Raw genomic sequence first — 21,755 nt, 5'->3', positions numbered from 1 at the left:
GCCGCCCGGCAAAGGCGAACCCGCTAATCGTTAATCCCCAGTTCCCAATCGTTCTTCAATCTTGTCCACCCCCAACTGCTGGACCAGAAAATAGGCAATTGACGCTTTCTGGTTGGCCTCTCCCGTCGCCTGATTCGTTGTGGCCGCCTGGGCAACCCAATCTTGGATACTAGGGTCGTCGGTCAAACTGGCCGTCAGCGTCACCAATTCTGCCAATGAGAAGTTGTTGATCAACTGCCAGACCAATTTTTCTTGCGTCGCCCGGCGCGGGGGTGTGGCTGTCGTTTCGTTCATGGCCTGGCTCAGCAGCATCTCCACGTAAGCTGGCCCACCGTTTTCCAGGATAGTCAGGGCCATGCTGTTGCGGGCGAACTGCTCTGGCGCCTTGGGATCGATCAGCGTTTGCAACTGTTCCATGCGCAGTTTTTCTTCCTCTGGCGTCAGGGTGGCCCGCGCGATGATGGTGTAATAGGCGATGTCGTAGAGTTCGGCGATGGTGGGGTAATATTCTAGCAGTTGGGTAACGGCCGTGCGCCGGTTCTTCATCAATTCCAGGTCAATCTGCGTCCGGCACAGATGTTGGAACTGCTCATACAGCCAGCCCAAATTCAGGCTCACCTCATTCTCGCTGGCGCCATCGCTGCTCATCGAGCGCGCCAATACAAAGCGCGTGCGAATGATTGCCTGAAACCCCACCCCCACGCCAATCACCAGCAGCACCGGATTGGTTGCCGGCATGGTCACGCGGGCGATGATCAGCGCCAGAATCGCGGCCGTCACATTGACCAGCACCAGCACCCGCGCCCACCGGGTTTGCAGCGCCTCGCGGGGATAGGTTGGAAAGGTTGAAGCCAATTCGGCCATGGCCACGGTTGTGCCCAGCAGCGCCACCCCCAGGTAGGGCGCAATAATGGTTAGCGCCATCCGTAGTTCGCTCTGAATCGCCGGAACCCAGGCTGGCGTCATGACAGTATTGCTGGGAAAGATCAGCAGAACACAAATCACCAGCAAAAACAGACCCACCACCACCAAACTTAAGCGGGAGGAGCGGCTGGGTTTAGCGGCGTTATGTGGTAAATGATCACCCGTCATAAACCACCCTTGTTGGCGCGTGGCATGGTAACGCCCAGGTAAGAGCGGGCATCTTGGGTGATGGCTACCACCATGCCATCTGGACTATGCGTGTCGTTGCGCATCAGGACCATGCCGGCGCTGGATAATGTTTTTAATACGTTCAGCGTTTCCCCTGGCAGCAGCCACGTTGAGGCAGATACCTGGCTGGGACTCATGGCCCCGCGCTGTTCTAATGTTTGCAAAACTTGTAGTTCTTTGTCTTCCAGTTGAATTTGTTTCATTGGTTTCGTCCTGAACTCCTGACCCGACAGCCGTAAACCGAAGTCCGTGAAAGCAATTATAGCACATCAGCCCCGCCAGATTTTTAGAAATCTGCCGGGGCTTGACGGAACGAGCAGCAGTTCTCATTTTGCAATCCAGACGTAGGGGGATAGCCGCAACGCCTTGCAATCACCAATGCCTTGCCCCCGCCCCTCTTTGGGCCTTATGGGGCGGGACGGCGCGGGAAAGTCCGTCCGCTGCGGCTGTTTTCTGCGCGCGCCGTCTCGCCCCTACCATGCACCATGACAAATTGAGAACTGCTGCGGAACGAAAACCCCGGTTGCCACAGGTCGGAAAGTCGGTATAATTCTTTTCCGTTGTGGGGTTAGCCCCCTGGCAGCCGTAAACCGAAGTCCGTCTCCTGTTTTCCGTTGGCATTTGCCGGCCGTGGCAACCTACGGAACAAGGGATACGGATTACCAAATACGGGCAGTAGCGGCTCCGTAGCTCAACTGGCAGAGCAGGGCACTCTTAATGCCGAGGTTGAAGGTTCGAGTCCTTCCGGAGTCACTGTATGAATGCAAAACGGCCGTTCTGACACAGAACGGCCGTTTTTTATTGCCTATACCCTCAGCCTGGTTTACCGGATGCCGAACGTCACCTGCACCTGGACACTGTAGCTCAGTTGTCCTGGCGAAATGCTGGGCGCAGCGGCTGCCTCGGCCATGACCATCGCCCCGCCATACCCCATCGGCATAACCGGCTGGCCGATCACTTCGCTGATCACCGTCACGTCGCCCAACTGCACTTCGGCCAGACCGGCCAGCGATGCGGCGCGGGCGCGGGCGTCGGCCACAGCCGCGGCGCGGGCTTCCGCTTCCAGGGCGGCCGGGTCGGCCACGCTGAACTGAATGCCATAAACCGTATTGGCCCCGGCCTCAATCACCGCCGACAGCACGTCACTCACCCGGTCAATATCGCGGATGGTCACGTTGACCTGATTGGTGACACGATACCCGGCAATGCCTTCCGGCCCCCTGTCACCATAAATCTGCTCGGCCCACAGACTGTAGTTGGTCGTTTGGATGTCCTCGGCGGCAATGTTCAGGGTGGTCAGGGCGTCCATAATGCGCTGGATGGTGGCCTCATTTTGACTGGTGGCTTCGGCGACGGTGGGGGCGAAAATTTCCACGCCCACCTGCACCTGGGCTTTATCCGGCGTGCCAAACGCCTCGCCCTGGCCGATGACGGTGATGCCGCCAGTTTGCCCTGAGGGGCTGGCCGCAGCCGGGGTGCAGGCGACCAATACGGCCGTTAACACAGCCAAAAGCAAAACTGCAATCGTTGTCCTTACTCTATTGATAGACATGGTTGTCACTCCTTTACAAAAATACAAAAAGTTGCGCCGATAATTGGCGTTTCATTCATTACAACGCCACCGGAATTCATTTTGTTCCCCAGATTCCTGAATCGTTCCCCCAATTCCGCTATACTATGCTTCATGACAAGACCAAATGTGGTGCTAACCGGGTTTATGGGCACAGGCAAATCGTCGGTGGGGCGGCTGTTGGCGGCGCAGTTGGGTTATGCCTTTGTGGATACCGATGAAATGATTGTCGCCCGCGACGGCCGGGCGATTGCCGATATCTTCCGTGAATCAGGCGAGGAGACGTTCCGCCAGTGGGAAGCGACTATCGCCCAGGAACTCGGCCAATCTGAGGCGCTGGTTATTGCCACCGGCGGCCGTTTGATGCTGGACGAGGGCAACGCGGCGGCTTTGCAACAAAACGGCCGTGTCTTTTGCCTCACTGCCGAGCCAGAAGAAATTGTCGCCCGGCTGGATGGCGACGAACGCCGTCCGCTGCTCAATGTGCCCGACCCGGAGGCGCAAATCCGGCGCTTGTTGGCGGCGCGGGCTGCGGCATACGGCCGTTTCCCCCAAATCAGCACCAGCGGTAAAACGGCAGAGCAAGTCGCCCAGGAGATTTTCAGTATTCAGTATCCAGTGATCTGAACACTGAACACTGAACACTGAACACTGAACACCGAACACCGAACACCGAACACTGCCATCGAAAAGGACCACGTATGAACAAAACCCATTTGCCCGTCAGCCATCCGACCGGGCAATATGACATCATTGTCGGCGAAGAATTGCTGCCGCGGGTGGGTGAATTGGCCGGCATCACCGGCTCGTTTGTTGTGATCACCGATGCCCATGTAGGGCCGATGTATGCCGCGTGCTGTGTTGGGGCGACGGCCGTTATCACTGTGCCCGCCGGTGAGCACCACAAAACCCTGTCCACCGTCCAGCGCCTTTATGATGAACTGCTGGCCGCCGGGCTGGACCGCACAGGCACAATCGTGGCTTTGGGCGGCGGCGTGGTGGGGGATATGGCCGGCTTTGCCGCCGCCAGTTACCTGCGCGGCGTGGATTTTGTGCAGTGCCCCACCACCCTGCTGTCCATGGTAGACGCCAGCGTGGGCGGCAAAACAGGCGTAGATTTGCCTCAGGGCAAGAACCTGGTGGGCGCATTTAAGCAGCCAACGGCCGTCCTCGCCGATGTTTCCACCCTGCGCACCCTACCACCGGCCGAGTTTGCCGCCGGCATGGCCGAGGTGGTCAAACATGGCCTCATCGCCAGCCCTGGTTTATTTGCCAGACTGGCAATTGGCGATTGGCGCTTGCACGCCGACAACCAGGCGCTCATCGCCAACCTGGCATCCTTGGTCCTCGAAGCGGTCCAGGTGAAACGCGACGTGGTGCAGCAAGACCCCTTCGAGCAGGGACGGCGGGCGGTTCTCAATCTGGGCCACACCTTCGGCCATGCCATTGAGCAGGTCAGCGGCTACGCGGTGCGGCATGGCGAAGGCGTGGCGATGGGTCTGGCGGCGGCCGCCCACCTGTCGGCGCGCCTCGGTTTTTGCGACCCGGCGCTGCCAACCAGGATTGAAGCCGTACTGCAAAATGTTGGGCTGCCCACGCGCATTCCCGCCAATTTGCCGCCGCAGCGCTTGTATCAGGCAATGGGTCATGACAAGAAAAAGGCAGCCGGTAAACTGCGTTTTGTGTTGCTGCGAGACGTGGGTGACGTATTTGTGGCCGGAGATGTGGCGGAAACGGCCGTGCTAGACACTCTCCGCGCCCTGCAAACGCAGCCAGAGGGAGGAATGGGATGAAGCGAATTCTTGTGCTGCATGGGCCAAACTTGAATCTTTTGGGCACGCGCGAACCGGCGGTATACGGCCGTACCACCCTGGAAGACATCAACGACACCCTGGCAAACTTTGTGGCTGGTCAATCGGTGGAACTGCGCTTCCAACAGTCCAACCATGAGGGGATTTGCTAGACGCCATTCACATCGCCCGCAATTGGGCCGATGGTATCCTCATCAACCCCGGCGCGTTTACCCATTACAGCTACGCCTTGCGTGACGCAGTGGCCGCCGTTGGCCTGCCCACCGTGGAAGTACACCTGTCCAACATCCATGCGCGGGAAGAATTTCGGCATACGTCGGTGATTGCGGCCGTGTGTGTGGGGCAAATTAGCGGCTTTGGCTGGCGGAGTTACCAATTGGGATTAACGGCTTTATTGGATCATCTGACCGAGGTCCGGAAACCACCAGCCGCAAGCTAGAACGAAAAAGAGCCTGGACCATCAGTCCAGGCTCTTTTCTCGATGAGAGGTGCGACGCTTTCAGCCTTCGATGTGGCTGAGATGAGCATCTGTGGGGCTGCGATGTTGGCTGCGTTACGGCTGCGATGTAGACAGTGATACGACAATGTGATGAAACAGCTAGAGCTTCAGTGCAACTACGATGATAACAACAATGCTGCTTTGTGTTAGGAACGATGGTGCAACGGTGTAGTCGGCGATGTGGTCTCGATGAGGCTGCAATGGGCTGCAATGTTCGCTGTGATGTGGCCGCGATGTTCCCTAATACTGTTTCATGACTGCTGAGCGCCACCCCTATTTGGTTATAGAAGAACTATAAGATCGCCAGGTTACAAAGTTTGTTAATAAGTGAAAACCTGTAGTCCTGGCTGAAAAGTACTGGGTTAGGGGTAGGGGATGGGTTTGAGGGGCTGCTGAATGTTGAACATAAGTGAGCGTAATCCGTAATCCGTATTCCGTGGGTGCTGCCTCTGGTAAATGCCGGCGGAAAACGGATTACGGGCTTCGGTTTACGGCCGTTAGGGGTTTACCCACGTCGCAAACAAATCTGTCAGGTCGCATTGGCAGTGCCGCTCTGCCAGGGCCATAAAGGTTTTGGTGGTGGCGATCTCCCAGGCAAACTGAGCCACATAATCGCGCATAAAGTTATCAAACGCCGGCTCGCCCATTTCTTGGGCCAATGCCAGGATGAAGAGCGGGCCACGGCCGTATACAATCGCGCTGTAGGCCGCCCCTTCATAGTCGCTCACCGGCAGCCCAATGGGAATTTCGGCATTGCTAACGGCCGTCCATCGGCTGCGCCAGGAATCGGCGTAATCTTGCGCTGCCTCGGCCCCATAATAATCACCATAGTAGACGCCAGTCACGTACTGCGCCAGGGCCTCATCCAGCCAGGGTTCATCCAACTGATCGTTGCCCACCACGTTATAGAACCATTGATGCCCCACCTCGTGAACGACGGTTGATTCCAGGTAGGCGCTGTTGGGCCGCGCCGCCGAAATTGGGTTGTCTGGGTCATATTCGCGCTGCGTGATGGCGATGACGCCGGGATATTCGATCCCCAAAGCCAGCGTAGGCGTCGCCACAATGTCCAGCTCCGTGTATGGATAATCGCCATAGCGGGCGTTGAAGATGCGCAGGGCGACGGCCGCGTGTTCGGCCGCCTGTCTGGCGCTGGCGGCAAAGGCTGAGGGTGCATAGCTGTTGATGGTTGTCTCGCCGACTGTCACTGTTTCTACGGCGTAGTCAGAGCTAAGGACCAGGTAAAAATCGCGCGCCGGCCCGGCCGCCAGCGTTTGTGTTTGCGTCTCGCTGCTGGCCGACTGGGTCGTTAATACACCGCTGCCCACCACCACCTGATCAGCCGGGGCAGTTAACTCAACAATGTAGAAGGCGGCGTCGCTGTAAGTTGCGTCGCCAAAAACGGCCGGCGTGGCGATGTTCCAGCCGCTGTGATCATACACCGCGAGCATGGGGTAAAAGTGGGCCAAAGCCATCACCCCATCCACGTTGGCAAAAACGCCATAATTCCGGCCGGTTTCGGGCGGCACGGCCGTTATGAAGTCCAGCGTCATCTCCACTGTGTCGCCTGGCGCGAGCAGGGCTGGCAGCGGGACGCGCAGCACGCTGTCGTTGATTTCTTCGTATAGCAAATTAACAGAACGGCCGTCTAGCCGAAAGTTGCTCACTTCAATGCGCCCCCCCAGCAGATTGGGGAATAAATGGAGGTAGATGTCGTCGAGTGAAACATCTTCGATATTCGTGTAGCGAATTAGCTGCTGACCGACAACGGTACTGCCAACAGGGTCAATGGTCAAGGTCAGGTGGTAAAATGGCGCGCTGTCTAGCCTGTCCAGCCCATCGAGGGCGGCGCTGACGAGACCGGCGCGGAACAAGTCGGCCTGGTTTGGGGATGGGCTGGTTGGTGGGGGAACGGCCGTAGCGGTGGGAGAAACGGCCGTACTGACCATTGTGGGCATGGCCGGTGGCACAGCGTCAGCGCGGCGATTGCAGGCCAGGGCGGAGAGCAAAAGGAACAGCAGAAGCAGGCAAAACGACAGGATTTTGGGCATGATTTCACTTCCTTAGGCGGGAATTTAACACAAAGGGACAAAGGCACAAAGTGACAAAGCGGCTTGACACGCGCCTGCCTCCATGCTAACATCTGCCCAACTGAACAGGAAAAAACGATGATCCGGAGTAGTAACCGGCAAAGCGAGTCCTAGAGAGTTGGCCCTGGAGCTGCAAGGCCAACGTCGGCGCAGCAGGTGAATGGACCGGGGAGTTGTTCAGGCGAACGCCAGCGCTATTAGCCTGAACCGGAAATGCCACCGTTATTTGGGCAAAGTAGTTAGCTGGTTTGTTCGTCCCATTCAGCGGCAAACTGGTAGACTATGTCAAGTGAAGCTGGCTTTTCTAACCACCCGACGCGCTTTCACCGGCGCGTTTTTTGTTAGATTGGCCGCTTAATCCGGGTGGCACCGCGGGAGATTTTGCGCTCTCGTCCCGAGCAAATTATCTGCTTGGGCGAGAGCGTTTTTATTTTCTATCAACGAAAGGAGCAGAAAGATGAGCGACCAGACGAAATTTTTGTTAGACGAAAGCAAGCTGCCGCAGGCGTGGTACAACATCAATGCCGACATGCCCGTGCCGCCGGCGCCGGTGCTGCACCCGCAGACGAAAGAACCGGTGACGCCTGATTTTCTCAGCGTGTTGTTCCCTATGGGGCTGATCATGCAGGAGATCAGCACGGAACGGTATATTGAAATTCCGGAGCCGGTGCGCGAGATTTACAAGCTGTGGCGGCCGACCCCGTTTTTCCGCGCCCATCGGTTAGAGAAGGCGCTGGATACCCCGGCGCACATTTATTACAAATATGAAGGCGTCAGCCCGGTGGGATCACATAAGCCGAATACGGCCGTTCCCCAGGCTTTTTACAACAAAGAAGAAGGCGTCAAGGCCCTGACCACCGAGACCGGCGCCGGGCAGTGGGGGTCGGCGTTGGCGATGGCCTGCAACTTTTTTGGCATGGACCTGGAAGTGTACATGGTCAAAACGTCGTATAACATGAAGCCTTACCGCCGCATGGTCATTGAGGGGTATGGCGCGGAAGTATATGCCAGCCCAACCGACCGCACGGATTACGGCCGTTCCGTCCTGGCCGAGGACCCCAATAATCCCGGTTCGCTGGGCATTGCCATCTCCGAAGCGGTAGAAGTAGCGGCTAAATCGGGCGGGCAGAAAAAATACAGCCTGGGATCGGTTCTCAATCACGTGCTGCTGCACCAGACGGTGATTGGGCAGGAAGTGCTGATGCAGTTGGAAATGGCCGGCGAATACCCGGATATGGTCATCGCTTGCACCGGCGGCGGCTCTAATTTTGGTGGTTTTGCCTTCCCCTTCTTGCAGCAGAACTTCACCAACGGCAAAACGACGCGGGTCATTGCCGCCGAACCGTCGGCATCGCCCAGCCTGACCAAAGGCAGGTATACGTTTGATTATGGCGACACGGCGCAGATGGCTCCCATCGTCAAAATGCACACCTTGGGCCACACCTTCATGCCGCCGGACATTCACGCCGGCGGTCTGCGCTATCATGGCATGTCGCCCCAGGTGAGCGCCCTGGTAGACAATGGCGATGTGGAAGCCCGCTCGGTGAAGCAGCTAGACACCTTCAAAGCCGCGCTGACCTTCGCCCGCGCTGAAGGCATAATCCCCGCGCCGGAACCCACCCACGCCATCGCCATCGCCATCGAAGAAGCGCTGAAATGCAAAGAGAGCGGCGAGAAAAAGGTGATTGTGTTCAACCTCTGTGGGCACGGTCATTTTGATATGGCTTCTTATGACGCCTACATGAAAGGCCAACTGCAAGATTACGATTATCCGCAGGCGGCAATTGAAGAAGCGATGACCCATTTGCCGGAGATAAGGTGAAAGCCGAGAGCGAGAGCTAGAGCTAGAGCTAGAGTTCTTCCTCTCGCTCTAGCTCTAGCTCTCGCTATTCTCAATGGAGGAATTATGGTTGTGCAAAATGTGTATCAGCCAACTTTGGCTGAGTTTCGCCAATTGGCGGCGGGTGCGGCGAATTTGATTCCGGTGTACCGGGAGTTTGCGGCCGATTTGGAGACGCCGGTGTCGGTGTATATCAAGCTGCTGGACGAACTAGGGCCGTCGTTTCTGCTGGAATCGGTGGAGGGCGGTGAGCAGGTGGGGCGTTACTCCTTCGTGGGGGTGAATCCGCGTGGGATGGTGGCGCTGCACGGCCGTTCCGTCAGCCGTTATTCGTATCCCATACACGGTGAACCGCGCACAGAACACGGAATACGGAATACGGCACACGAGTTGGCCGATGGCGAAGACATCCTGGACGTGCTGAAGGCGGAGTTGGGCCAATTCTCTCCGGCCGATTTGCCCGGTCTGCCCCGTTTTCAGGGCGGGGCGGTTGGTTATTTGGGCTATGATGTGGTGCGTTACTTCGAGCGGCTGCCGGAAACGGCCGTGCCCATCCTGCCCATCCCTGACGCCATTTTCCTCCTGACCGATACTCTGGTGGTCTTCGACCATGCCCGCCACCGGCTGATTATTCTGGCCAACGCCCACGTCGCCGCGGACGTGGAGGCGGCTTATGTGGATGCCATACAGCGCATTGCGCGGGTGAGCGAGAAGTTGTTACGGCCGTTACCGGCTATCCCACAGCGAAGATACGGGGTGAGGAATGGGCGGAACGGCCGTATTGAAGCCAACATGAGCCAGACCCGCTACGAAGAAATCGTCGCTGAGGCCCAGGAACACATCGCCGCCGGCGACATCTTCCAGGTGGTGTTGAGCCAGCGCTTCAGCCGTCATACCAGCGCCGACTCCTTCGCCATCTACCGGGCGCTGCGGATGCTCAACCCATCGCCCTACATGTTCTTTTTCAACTTTCCCGAATTCGACATACAGGTGGTCGGCGCATCGCCGGAGATGCACGTGCGGCTGGAAGATGGCGTCGCCAGTGTGCGCCCCATCGCCGGAACCCGTTGGCGCGGCGCAACCCCCCAGGCCGACAACGCCCTGGCCGACGACCTGCTGGCCGACCCCAAAGAGCGGGCCGAACACGTCATGCTGGTGGATTTGGGGCGCAACGACATCGGCCGCGTCAGCGAATATGGCACAGTGCGGGTGCGTGATTTGATGGTGGTGGAGCGTTACAGCCACGTCATGCACATGGTCAGCCACGTCGAGGGACAGATCAAGCCGGGTATGGACGCCTTTGACCTGATGCGCGCCACGTTCCCGGCCGGCACGGTCAGCGGCGCGCCTAAGGTCAAAGCGATGACAATCATCGAAGAATTAGAGGGTGAGCGGCGCGGTTTGTACGCTGGCGCGGTGGGTTATTTCAGTTATGATGGCAGCATGGACACCTGTATTGCCATCCGCACGATGCTGGTGCAGGGTGACACAGTTCACGTGCAGGCCGGCGCTGGCATCGTCGCCGACAGTGATCCGGCCAGTGAGTATCGAGAGTGTGTCAATAAAGCAAAGGCGCTTTTTGTGGCCGTGGACAAAGCAGAGCAAGGAATTCTATAAAATCGTCACCGGTTTCTGCGGCCTTTGAAAATAAAATTTGTCAGCCAACCAGCTTCAATCTGTGAAATCTGCGTCATCTTTGATAACCCTTTTAAGTTCTGGCTTGACCAGGTTAGGAAACGACGACATGAGTAAAAAACGAGTATTTAGTGGCATTCAACCAACGGGCAACACCCATTTGGGCAATTATTTAGGGGCCATCCGCAACTGGGTGGCGCGGCAGGCAGAGAAGGAAAACTTCTTTTGCATTGTGGATTTGCACAGTCTGACAGTGCCGCAGAAGCCGGGTGAACTGCGCTACGAAACGCGGTCTATGGCCGCCATGCTGTTGGCCTGTGGTCTGGACCCTGATCAGAGTACCATTTTCATTCAAAGCCACGTGACGGCCCACGCCGAGGGCTGCTGGCTGTTGAACTGCGTCACGCCGCTGGGCTGGTTACAGCGCATGACGCAGTTCAAAGACAAGTCGGCCAAACAGGAGAGCGTGTTGACAGGGCTGCTGGATTATCCGGTGCTGATGGCCGGTGACATCATCTTCTATGATGCCCATGAAGTGCCGGTGGGCGAAGACCAGAAGCAGCACGTGGAGCTGGCGCGCGACATCGCCCAGCGTTTTAACGCGCTGTATGAGAGCGAGTTTTTTGTGATTCCGCAGCCGATTATCCCGGCGGTTGGCGCGCGGGTGATGGGCCTGGATGATCCCACGGCCAAAATGTCCAAAAGTCTGGCCGATAAACGGGGGCACGCCGTGCGCCTGTTGGACGACCCGAAGGAGATCATGCGTTCGTTTAAGCGGGCGGTGACGGATTCGGGCAACGAGATCGTCTTTTCCAATGACCCGGAGAAGGCAGGGGTGAACAATTTGTTGGGCATCTATAAAGCGGTGACGGGCAAGGAGGAAACGGCCGTACTCGCCGATTTTGCCGATGCCCGGGGTTATGGCGACCTGAAAACGCGCGTGGCTGAAGTCACCATTGAGATGTTGGCTCCCATCCGCGAGCGCCATAACCAACTGATGCAAGACCCGGCCGAATTGGACCGGCTGATGGCGGTTGGCGCCGCGCAGGCGCGGGCCGTCTCGCAGCCAAAAGTGGACGAGATGAAACGGATGATGGGGCTGGTGGTTCCTTAGCGAGAGCGAAAGCGAGAGTGGGTTTCTTTCTCTTGCTCTCGCTTTCTGGAGGTGCGTATGATGCCGAGAAAGAGTGTTGTTTGGTTGGCGTTGTTTAGCCTGGTTGGTCTGACATTGGCGTGTAATTTTTCGGGCACGCCGACGGCAACGGCCGTTCCCACGCCCATTCCAACGCAGGCGGCGGCGCAGGAGGGGTCGCCGGCCGTTTTGCCCACCGCCATTCCCCTGCCAACAGATACGGCCGTTCCGGCCACCGCGACGGCAGCGGCGACGGCGACAGCCGTCCCCCCGGCAACGGCGACCGAACGGCCGGCTACAGGTGGTCTGGCGACGGCCGTTCCGCCTACACCGGCGATGGTTGGTACGGCCGTGCGCCTGTTTGGTCCCGGGCAGCAAGATGTGAGCCGGCTGGAGCCGGGCGCGTCGAAGAGCTATACCATTCAAGGCAGCAAATTCCAGCCGTTGTTTGTCTTTGCCGAGGCTTCTGGCGAGGCGGATGTGGCGCTGGCGGTGGCGGCCAGCGCGGATGGCGCACGTCCGTTGACCGAAGCGAATTTCAGCCCGGCGGGGCGGCCGGAAGTGTTGGTGTTTTCACCAGATAATGATGGCTTGTTTAGCTTGATTGTGGCTAATCAGGGCAGTGGGGCGGGGGAAACGGCCGTCTATGTCTTCGATGAAGCCACCGACACCCCCTTAGCCACCCATTATCGCGGCGAAACCCTGACTGCCGGACAGAGTAAAAGTTATACCGTCCAATCCAACGGCGGCCGGCCGGTGGTGGCTTTTGCCGAGCCGCTGGACCAGAGCGACCTCGTGCTTAAGTTTTTCGAGGCTGGCAGTATCGCCAACGAAGCCAACTTCTCCGGCCCTGGTTCGGCCGAGGCCGCTTTTGTCCTGCCTCTGCGCACCACCGAATACACCATTGAAATCAGCACAGCCAACGGTGGCGCGGCGACGTTTACCTTGATTGTTGTGAAGTTGGAGTGAGTTGAGTTCTGGAGATTTTGTCATGATTGTGGTGATTGATAACTACGACTCGTTTACCTACAACCTGGTGCAATATTTGGGGGAATTGGGGGCAGAGTTAACTGTGTTTCGTAATGATCAGGTGACGCTGGAGGAGATCCGCGCCTTGCGGCCGACGCAAATCGTCATCAGCCCGGGGCCGGGCGATCCGGGGGATGGCGGCATTTCTAACGATGTGATCCGCGAGTTGGGGCCGACGACGCCGGTCTTGGGCGTTTGCCTGGGCCACCAGTGTATTGGCGAAGTGTATGGCGGCAAGGTGACGCGCGCGCCGCGCCTGATGCACGGCAAGGTTTCGCCGGTGTACCATAATCGTCAGGGCTTATTCTCTGGCGTGCCCAGCCCGTTTAACGCCACGCGCTACCATTCGCTCATCGTTGAGGAGCCGCTGCCGGACTGCCTGAAGGTGACGGCTTTCACCAGCGAGGGCGAGGTGATGGCCTTGCAGCACAGCGAATATCCGGTGGTGGGTGTACAGTTCCACCCGGAGAGCATTTTGACGGAGCATGGTAAGCGGATATTGCAGAATTTTTTAGACGGCCGTTGACAGTTGATTCATCTCGCATCATATTCCACATCAAAAATGATGGAGGTTTGTATGCTCGACAAATGTGGAACGGTCCGTACCACCGTGATGTTTCCCGCAAAACTGCTTCAACGCAACCAGAACCTGGTGGACTCAGGCCAGTCGCCGAACCGCAATGCCCTCATTGTTACGGCTTTAGAGCAGTTCATTGCCCGGCTAGAGCGAGAAGAAATTGATCGTCAATTTGCCACGCTGTCCGGCGATGCTGCGTATCAGGCGCTGCAAAACGACATCGCTGAATCTTTTGCCAAGAGCGACTGGGAGGCATTGAGGCAGTCTGCCGCCAGACGTGATGGCGCAAATAGACAAGATATTGAAGATAACTCTGGATTTGTGAACGGCCGTTGACTTCAACCAATGCCGTCTCGCCCCTTTTGGTTCACACTGGGGTGAGATAGGCTCATTATTGGAATTGCTGAATAACGGCCGTCCTGGTTGGACACAGCCCGCTCATCAGGGTTACAATACCCAAAATTTCCAGCGAGGTAATAGCACATGATCACCCACGGATTTGAACTGCTGCGCGAAGAACACATCGCCGAACTGAACACCCAGGCGCGTCTCTATCGTCACCAAAAGACGGGCGCGGAACTGCTTTCCCTCGCCAACGACGACGAAAACAAAGTCTTTGGCATTAATTTCCGCACACCGCCGGCCGATTCTACCGGCCTGCCCCACATCATGGAACATTCCGTGCTGGGCGGTTCACGCAAATATCAGGTCAAAGAGCCATTTGTGGAGCTGCTCAAAGGCTCGCTCTACACCTTCGTCAACGCTTTCACCAGCGCCGACCGCACCTCTTACCCGGTCGCCAGCACCAATCTGCAAGATTTCTACAATCTGGTAGACGTTTACCTGGATGCCGTCTTTTATCCGCTCATCACCCCCACCACTTGCAGCAGGAAGGCTGGCATTATGAATTGGAAAGCCTGGACGCGCCGCTGACCTACAAAGGGGTCGTCTTTAACGAGATGAAAGGCGCTTATTCTTCGCCCGACAATATCTTGTTCCGTTATGTGAAGCAAGAACTGTTCCCGGACAACGCCTACCAGCACGATTCCGGCGGCAACCCGGAGGTGATTCCCGACCTGACTTACGAGCAGTTCAAGAATTTTCATGACACTTACTACCATCCTGCCAACGCCCTCATCTTCTTCTATGGCGATGATGACGAGACAGAGCGGCTGCGGTTGTTGGATGCGTATTTGCGCGACTTTGACCGCATCCAGGTGAATGGCAGCGTAGATTTGCAAGCCCCCTTTGCCGCGCCCAAATACGTCACCTATCCCTACAGCATGGACGATGGCGCCGACATCGCCAAAAAAGCGATGGTAGACATCAATTGGGTGCTGCCGGAAGCGGCCGATCCAGAACTTGTCTGGGGGTTGAATGTGCTGTCTTACGCCCTGGTGGGCACACAGGCATCGCCGCTGCGCAAGGCGCTGATTGATTCTGGTCTGGGCGAGGACCTCACTGGCAGCGGCCTTTCCACTTACCTGCGCCAGATGACCTTTTCTGTCGGGCTGAAGGGCATAGACAAAGCCGACGCCGGCAAGGTGGAAGCCCTGGTGCAAGAAGTGCTGAACCAAATTGTCCGCGACGGCTTTGAGCCAGACATGGTGGAAGCGGCCGTCAACAGCATCGAATTTAGCCTGCGTGAAAACAATACCGGCTCTTTTCCGCGCGGCATCGCCCTGATGATGCGCGCGTTGGGGACCTGGGCTTACGGCCGTGATCCCCTGGCCCCGCTTAAATATGAAGGAGCGATGACGGCCGTTAAAGCCAATCTCGCCAACAACCCCACCTACCTCCAGGACTTCATCCGCGTGTACCTGCTGCAAAACCCACACCGCGTTACCCTGCTGCTGGAGCCGGACACCGGACTGCGCCAACAGCAGGAAGAGGCGGAAAAAGCCCGCCTGACGGCCGTGCGCGCTGCGTTGAGTCAGGCGGAATTGCAGGCGATCATCACCAATACCCAGGAGTTAAAAGCTCGTCAGGAAGCCCCTGATTCGCCGGAAGCGTTGGCGGCGATTCCAGTGCTTACCCTGGCCGACCTGGAAAAAGAAAACAAGCGCATCCCCATCGAAGTAGCCGCGCTGCAAGGCAGCGAAGTGGTCTACCATGACCTTTTCACCAACGGTATTGTCTACTTTGATGTGGGCTTGAACATGAAAGCCGTGCCCGCCGATTTGCTGCCCTATGTGCGCTTGTTTGGGCAGACGCTGGTGAAATTGGGCACAGAAACGGAAGATTTTGTCAAGATGTCGCAGCGTATTGGCCGCAAAACAGGTGGCGTCTATCCCACGCATGTTACCTCGGCGCTGGCCGACCGCCAGGGCAGCATGGCCTGGTTGTTCCTGCGCGCCAAAGCGACCGTCACCCAGGCCCAAGAGATGTTGAACATCTTGCGCGACATGCTGTTGACGGTGAAGCTGGACAACCAGGCCCGCTTCCGCCAGATTGTGTTGGAAGGCAAAGCGCGCAGCGAGGCTGGGCTGGTTCCATCGGGGCATTCGGTGGTTAACGGCCGTCTCCGCGCCCATCTGGATGAATCTTCCTGGGTAGACGAGCAGATGGGTGGCATCAGTTACCTGTTCCTGCTGCGCCAACTGGCCGAAGAAGTGGAGAAGGATTGGCCCTCTGTGCTGGCAAAGCTGGAAACGGTGCGCCAACTGTTGGTCAATCGGCAAAACCTCATCGTCAATGTTACCCTGGACGCGGACAATTACGCCCGCTTCCAACCGCAGTTGGCCGATTTCCTGGCGGCCATTCCCGCCAAACCGGGCAAGCTGCTCACCTGGACGCCCCCTTTCGGCCGCCAACACGAAGGGCTGACCATCCCCGCCCAGGTGAATTATGTCGGCAAAGGGGCCAATTTGTACGAGCTGGGCTACAAACTGCACGGCTCCGTCTCAGTCATCACCAAATACCTGCGCACCACCTGGTTGTGGGAAAAAGTGCGGGTCCAGGGCGGCGCGTATGGCGGCTTTTGCTCCTTCGACATGGATTCCGGCGTTTACACCTATCTTTCTTACCGCGACCCGAATCTGCTGCAAACGTTGGAAAATTATGACCATACCAGCGACTTTTTGCGCAACCTGGACCTGAACGATGCCGAGCTGGTCAAATCTATCATCGGCGCGATTGGTTCGATGGACGCCTACCAACTGCCGGACGCCAAAGGCTTTACTTCGCTTCAGCGCCACCTCATCGGCCGCACCGATGAGGCGCGTCAGCAGTACCGCGACGAAATCCTGGCGACAACGGCCGTCAACTTCCGCGAATTTGGCGAGGTATTGGCCCAGGTCAGCCAGCATGGTCTGGTGGTGGTGATGGGGTCGGCCGAGGCGATTACGGCCGTCAACGACAGCAACTGGCTGCAAGTGACCAAAGTGCTTTAGCCCCTGAGATCACCGGCGTATTGCTCACCCGCCAAAGAATCTGGCGAAAAGTAGTCAGGAAAAACGACATGCCCTTAAAAGAAGCCATTGCCGAAGTGATTAACGGCCGTCACCTCGCCTTCAACCAGGCAGAAGAAGCCATGAACGTCATCATGAACGGCGAAGCCACCCCGGCGCAAATCGGCAGCTACCTGACGGCCCTGCGCATGAAAGGCGAAACGGTGGACGAAATCGCCGGCAGCGCCCAATCCATGCGCGCCCATGTCGTCGCGGTGGCCGTGCCTGGCCTGCTGCCCGGCGAGATGGTCGTGGATACCTGCGGCACTGGCGGCGACGGCAAACACACCTTCAACATCTCCACCACGGCCGCATTTGTTGTCGCCGGGGCCGGGGTGAAGGTCGCCAAACATGGCAATCGCGCCGCCAGCAGCCAATCCGGCTCGGCCGACGTGCTGCTGGCTCTGGGCGGCAATCTGGACCTTGCCCCGGCGCAGGTGGCTGCCTGCATAGCCGAGGTGGGCATCGGCTTTTTGTATGCCATCCACCACCATCCGGCCATGCGCTTCGCCATCGGGCCGCGCCGGGAGATGGGGCAGCGCACTGTCTTTAACCTCCTGGGGCCGCTGACCAATCCCGCCGGAGCGACGCACCAACTGATCGGCGTTTACAGCCCGGCGCTGACAGAACCGCTGGCGGCCGTGCTGGCTAAATTGGGCAGCCAGGCCGCTTATGTGGTTCACGGCGCGGATGGATTAGACGAACTTTCGACGACGGGCGTGAATCGCGTCAGCTATTTAAGAGATGGGATTGTGCGTACCCGTGAACTAGATCCGCGTGACCTGGGTCTGGCGCGGGCGACGATGGCCGATCTATTGGGCGGCGCGCCGCAGGACAATGCCCAAATCACCTACGACATTCTTAGTGGGCAAGACCAGGGGCCGCGCCGCGACATTGTGCTGCTGAATGCCGCCGCCGCCCTCAGTGTGGCGGATGATAACCTGATGGCCGGACTGGAAAAAGCGCGTAATTCTATTGCTAACGGCCGTGCCCTGGCCGCCTTACAATCCTGGATTAAGACAACCAACAGCTTCCTATGAGCGTTACCAACTTAGCCAAACGTCGCGGGACTATTCTTGACGAAATAATGACCTTTCATCGGGAAAACCTGCCGAAAATAATGCGCGAAACGCCGCTGGAAAATGTGCGGGCGTTCGCCAACACCGCGCCACCACCCAACGATTTCTACGCCGCGCTGCGCAAGCCCGGCGTGTCCTTAATCGCCGAATGCAAAAAAGCGTCGCCCAGCAAAGGACTGTTGGTCGCCAAATACAATCCGGTGCAGTTGGCGCGGGCCTACGTGCAGGGTGGGGCCAGCGCGATTTCTGTATTGACCGACGGCCGTCACTTTCAAGGTTCGCTGGAGCATCTGCGCGATGTGCGCCAATCGGTTGGCTCGCAGAAAATCCCGGTGCTGCGCAAAGATTTCATCTTCCACCCCTATCAGGTGTATGAGGCGCGGGCCGCCGGCGCCGACGCGATTTTGTTGATTACGGCCGTTCTCGGCGAAAATGAGCTGCGCGACTTGCTGCATCTGGCGCAGCAACTGGGCATGAGTGCTCTGGTGGAAGTGCATACCGAGGCGGAACTGGAAAAAGCGCTGGCGGTGAAGCCACGAATCATCGGCGTCAACAACCGCAACTTGCAGACCTTCGAGGTGGATTTTGCCAACACCGCCCGGCTGCGCCAGCGCATCCCCGAAGACGTGGTCGTGGTGGCGGAGAGTGGGATTAAAACGGCCGTTGATGTCCACGCCATGCGCCGCATTGGCGTGGACGCCATTCTCGTCGGCGAAACCCTGGTGAAAAGCAAGGACCTGGTTGCCACCGTCAAGCATCTGGTTGCGGCCGGTTCGTAAAGGGATTTGTCATGTCGGTTCGCCCGGCTTTTTGCACCTTTTGATAAGAACTCTCAATCCGGTTAGAATGGGAACAATGGAAGATCAACTCACCCGGCTCAGTGCGGCGCTTACCGCACATGGTTATCGGCTCACTGCCTCGCGGCAGGCCATTCTCGCAGCGCTGGTTGCCTGCGGCGGTCACATCTCCGCCGACGATCTGGTAGAGCGTGTGCATCAAGATTCCCCCAACGTTGGCCGCATGACGGTGTACCGCACGCTCGATTTGTTGTGCCAACTCAACCTCATTCGCCCTATTTACCAGGGTACCGGCGCGGCCCATTTTGTCTTGTTGCATCACGGCCATCATCACCATCTCATCTGCGGCGCGTGCGACAAAGTCATTGAGTTTGATGACTGCGTGTTGGCGGAAATCGAAAAAGTGGTCGGCCAGCGCTTCCGTTTTGATGTGCAGGGACACTTGCTAGAGTTTTACGGTCTGTGCGAAGAATGCCGGAACTAACGGGCCAATCGCCAATTGTCAATTGCCCAAATCGTCAATCGTCAATCCATAATGACGCCTGAATCTGTTGCCCTTCGCGCCAGATGGTCATAAAATGAGCGCCACGACGAACCGACAGATGCCCAATTTGTCACCGAGACGACATACCTCTGGTATGTCTTTTTTTTGGACAGCGTGCCGGACGCCAAAAATCTAATCTAATAGAGGTGTTCTCATGATGGTTCAAGAGTGGCCGCGTATGTGGCGGCGCGAGTTTGCCGGGTACAACCGATCCACACTGCAAAAAGACGTGTTGGCCGGTATCACGGTAGCGGCCGTGGCCCTGCCATTGGCGCTGGCTTTTGGTGTGGCTTCGGGGGCAGATGCAGCGGCGGGATTGGTAACGGCCGTACTCGCTGGCGTCGTCATTGGCTTATTGAGCGGCGCACCTTACCAGATTTCCGGCCCCACCGGCGCCATGTCGGCGGTGCTCATTGTGTTGGTCAGCCGCTATGGGCTGCAAGGCATGTGGGTGGCAGCGCTCCTGGCCGGGATCATGATGACCCTCCTGGGTATTTTTCGCCTGGGGCGCGTCGTCGCCCTCATCCCCAGCCCGGTCATCTCCGGTTTCACCAGCGGCATTGCCATCATCATCGCCCTGGGGCAGCTAGACAACTTCCTGGGCATCAAAACCCCGGCGGCGGAAAACGTCATCGAAAAGCTGCGCTATTACGCGGAAAACGGTATTGCGCCTAACCCAGAGGCTGTCTTCCTGGCCCTGTTGGTCATCGCCACCATGGTTGTCTGGCCTCGTTTCAAGTTCGGCCAGCGCGTGCCCGGTTCGCTGGTGGGCATTATCTTGGCGACCCTGATCGTCGTCGTCGCCCATTGGCCGGTTCCGGTGATTGGCGCCGTGCCGCGCACCATCTTGTTGGAGAACCGGCTCAGCCTCACCGAAATTCCCTGGTCGGATCTAAACAATTTGATTGTGCCCGCCATGTCTATTGCTGCTTTGGGAGCCATCGAAAGCCTGCTCTGCGGCGCTGTGGCCGGCAACATGACCGGCATTCGGCTGAACAATAACCTGGAACTGATCGCCCAGGGCGTGGGCAATATGCTCATTCCCCTGTTTGGCGGCGTGCCGGCTACGGCGGCCATCGCCCGCACCAGCGTCAACATCAAAAGTGGCGGCGTCACGCGCGTGGTCCCCATTTTGCATGGCGTTGTTTTGCTATTGGCGGCGCTGCTGCTGGCCGGCATCATCCGGCAGGTTCCCCTGGCGGCGCTGGCCGGCGTACTCATTGTGACCGCCTGGCGCATGAACGAGTGGCATACCATCCGCTTCTACTTCAGCCACCGCCTGCGCCACGCCATCATCGCCTTTGCCATTACATTGGTGGCGACGGTGGTGCTGGACCTGACACAGGCTATTTTGATTGGCTTTGGCATTAGCACGTTGATTTTTATGGCGCAGATGAGCGAACTGCAAATATCGCGCAAGCCGGTAGAAATCGAGCGGTTGTCTGAAGCGGGGCAAACATTGGCGCCCTCCGGCCACAACGTAGCGGTCTATTACCTCAGCGGCCCTCTCTTTTTTGCCGCTGCCCGCCGCCTGTTGGAGTTTGTCGAAAGCCACGACGAGCCGGACGCGACTCTCATTTTATCTATTCGCGGCGTGCCCCTGATTGACGCCACCGGCATGGAAGTAATTCGTGAACTCATAGAGCGACAGAAACACGGGGGCGGCGATATTCTGCTCTCTTCGATGGATGATCGGGTGCGGGTGTTGTTGGAGCGGGCCGGTGTGCTGGAAGAGTTGGGACCAGAACATGTCTTTTGGAGCGCCGACAAAGCTATCGCGGCTTTGGGGGTGATCGTGGCGGTGGGCGAAGAAGTCACGGCCGTTTCCGAACCGCCCATTATGGAATCGCTGATGATCGCTCCCTTCGCCGAAAAAATGACCAAAGCGCCCGACGCAGATCGGCCGGTAGACCCGTTGGACCAGCCAGTACGCGACGTGATGCGCACGGAAGTTGTTGCCGTCTCGCCGGATACGCCGACGGCCGAAATTGTGGCCTTGCTGCTGCAAAAGGGGTATCGCAGCCTGCCGGTGGTGGCCGAGAACGGTCATCTCTTGGGCATCATCACCGATGGCGATCTGCTGCGCCGCGCCGGTTTCAGCACCCGCCTGGACATGCTGGCCGACATATCAGCCGCCGATTGGCTGCGGCAGTTGGCCGATTTGCCGGCGCAGGCTTCCACGGCCGCCAACCTGATGACTGCCCCGGTGATGACTGTTGCGCCTACCACGCCGCTGCGTCAGGCGATGGAATTGATGGTGGCCCACCACCTGAAAAGGCTGCCGGTGGTGAAGGCCAACGGCCGTCTCGCCGGGTGGGTGAGTCGCGTAGATATTTTGCGCGTGCTGGAAGATTTTCAGCCGGTAGAGGATACGACCCCGGAAACCAGGTCTGGTGGCACGGCCATCGCCGACCTGATGTACCGGGATGTGCCGGTGGTATCACCACAGGCGACGGTGGAGGAGATTGTGCAGGTCTTGGAACAAGATCGCCGCCGCCGCGCCGTGGTGGTAGACGCCGACCGGCGTGTGCTGGGCATCATTACCGATGGC

The 21,755-nt window shown here is 58.1% G+C and carries 16 protein-coding genes, 1 tRNA gene, 2 pseudogenes and 1 other annotated feature; of the genes and pseudogenes, 15 read left to right on the top strand and 4 right to left on the bottom strand.

Going from position 1 to position 21,755, the window contains the following annotated elements; translation table 11 throughout:
• Nucleotides 1-30 precede the first annotated feature (30 nt).
• Nucleotides 31-1,092: a hypothetical protein gene (locus tag IPM39_22905; GenBank protein ID MBK8988884.1), complete on the bottom strand. Its 1,062-nt coding sequence runs from the start codon at nt 1,090-1,092 to the stop codon at nt 31-33.
• Nucleotides 1,089-1,355: a hypothetical protein gene (locus IPM39_22900; protein ID MBK8988883.1), complete on the bottom strand. Its 267-nt coding sequence runs from the start codon at nt 1,353-1,355 to the stop codon at nt 1,089-1,091. The genes IPM39_22905 and IPM39_22900 overlap by 4 nt, the downstream gene beginning before the upstream one ends.
• A 477-nt stretch (nt 1,356-1,832) precedes the next feature.
• Here IPM39_22900 and IPM39_22895 point away from each other — a divergent pair.
• A tRNA-Lys gene (locus IPM39_22895) sits at nt 1,833-1,905 on the top strand.
• A gap of 70 nt (nt 1,906-1,975) precedes the next feature.
• Here IPM39_22895 and IPM39_22890 read toward each other — a convergent pair.
• The gene (locus tag IPM39_22890; GenBank protein MBK8988882.1) at nt 1,976-2,704 is read right to left on the bottom strand and encodes an SIMPL domain-containing protein; all 729 of its coding nucleotides are present in this window, start codon (nt 2,702-2,704) and stop codon (nt 1,976-1,978) included.
• Between the two features lie 132 nt (nt 2,705-2,836).
• Between IPM39_22890 and IPM39_22885 the strand changes: the two genes are divergently transcribed.
• The 3 genes and pseudogenes from IPM39_22885 (at nt 2,837) to aroQ (ending at nt 4,972) form a co-directional block, all read left to right on the top strand.
• Nucleotides 2,837-3,349: a shikimate kinase gene (locus IPM39_22885; GenBank protein MBK8988881.1), complete on the top strand. Its 513-nt coding sequence runs from the start codon at nt 2,837-2,839 to the stop codon at nt 3,347-3,349.
• 74 nt (nt 3,350-3,423) lie between these two features.
• The gene (gene aroB / locus IPM39_22880) at nt 3,424-4,515 is read left to right on the top strand and encodes a 3-dehydroquinate synthase (GenBank protein MBK8988880.1); all 1,092 of its coding nucleotides are present in this window, start codon (nt 3,424-3,426) and stop codon (nt 4,513-4,515) included.
• Nucleotides 4,512-4,972: pseudogene (aroQ, locus tag IPM39_22875) on the top strand (type II 3-dehydroquinate dehydratase). Before aroB ends, aroQ begins: the two are co-directional and overlap by 4 nt.
• Nucleotides 4,973-5,529: 557 nt before the next feature.
• On the opposite strand, the gene IPM39_22870 reads toward aroQ, so the two are convergent.
• Nucleotides 5,530-7,083, bottom strand: a complete 1,554-nt coding sequence (locus tag IPM39_22870; protein ID MBK8988879.1) for a M1 family metallopeptidase — start codon at nt 7,081-7,083, stop codon at nt 5,530-5,532.
• 108 nt (nt 7,084-7,191) lie between these two features.
• Nucleotides 7,192-7,522, top strand: a binding site (T-box leader).
• Nucleotides 7,523-7,579: 57 nt separating this feature from the next.
• On the opposite strand from IPM39_22870, the gene IPM39_22865 reads away from it, so the two are divergent.
• The 11 genes and pseudogenes from IPM39_22865 to IPM39_22815 form a co-directional block, all read left to right on the top strand.
• Entirely contained in the window at nt 7,580-8,944 is a 1,365-nt protein-coding gene (locus IPM39_22865) for a TrpB-like pyridoxal phosphate-dependent enzyme (GenBank protein ID MBK8988878.1), read from the top strand.
• Between the two features lie 99 nt (nt 8,945-9,043).
• Nucleotides 9,044-10,579: an anthranilate synthase component I gene (gene trpE / locus IPM39_22860; GenBank protein ID MBK8988877.1), complete on the top strand. Its 1,536-nt coding sequence runs from the start codon at nt 9,044-9,046 to the stop codon at nt 10,577-10,579.
• A 127-nt stretch (nt 10,580-10,706) separates the two neighbouring features.
• Nucleotides 10,707-11,711 (top strand): tryptophan--tRNA ligase, encoded by a 1,005-nt coding sequence (gene trpS / locus IPM39_22855; protein MBK8988876.1) that lies wholly within the window; start codon nt 10,707-10,709, stop codon nt 11,709-11,711.
• A gap of 57 nt (nt 11,712-11,768) precedes the next feature.
• Entirely contained in the window at nt 11,769-12,698 is a 930-nt protein-coding gene (locus tag IPM39_22850; protein MBK8988875.1) for a hypothetical protein, read from the top strand.
• Between the two features lie 22 nt (nt 12,699-12,720).
• Entirely contained in the window at nt 12,721-13,284 is a 564-nt protein-coding gene (locus IPM39_22845; protein ID MBK8988874.1) for an aminodeoxychorismate/anthranilate synthase component II, read from the top strand.
• A 51-nt stretch (nt 13,285-13,335) separates the two neighbouring features.
• Complete coding sequence (locus IPM39_22840) at nt 13,336-13,671, top strand: CopG family transcriptional regulator (GenBank protein ID MBK8988873.1); 336 nt, start codon at nt 13,336-13,338, stop codon at nt 13,669-13,671.
• 147 nt (nt 13,672-13,818) lie between these two features.
• A pseudogene (locus IPM39_22835) lies at nt 13,819-16,727 on the top strand (insulinase family protein).
• Between the two features lie 68 nt (nt 16,728-16,795).
• The gene (gene trpD / locus IPM39_22830) at nt 16,796-17,824 is read left to right on the top strand and encodes an anthranilate phosphoribosyltransferase (protein ID MBK8988872.1); all 1,029 of its coding nucleotides are present in this window, start codon (nt 16,796-16,798) and stop codon (nt 17,822-17,824) included.
• A complete protein-coding gene (trpC, locus tag IPM39_22825; GenBank protein MBK8988871.1) occupies nt 17,821-18,642 on the top strand; it encodes an indole-3-glycerol phosphate synthase TrpC in 822 nt (273 codons plus the stop codon). Before trpD ends, trpC begins: the two co-directional genes overlap by 4 nt.
• Before the next feature lie 76 nt (nt 18,643-18,718).
• On the top strand, nt 18,719-19,144 hold the full coding sequence (locus IPM39_22820) for a transcriptional repressor (GenBank protein ID MBK8988870.1): 426 nt from the start codon (nt 18,719-18,721) through the stop codon (nt 19,142-19,144).
• A 214-nt stretch (nt 19,145-19,358) separates the two neighbouring features.
• The coding region (locus IPM39_22815; protein MBK8988869.1) for a CBS domain-containing protein at nt 19,359-21,755 on the top strand (2,397 nt) is incomplete at its 3' end.

Origin of the sequence: Candidatus Leptovillus gracilis (genome assembly GCA_016716065.1) — a bacterium.
Taxonomy (GTDB): Bacteria; Chloroflexota; Anaerolineae; order Promineifilales; family Promineifilaceae; genus Leptovillus; species Leptovillus gracilis.
This window is presented reverse-complemented; position numbering and strand designations above follow the sequence as displayed.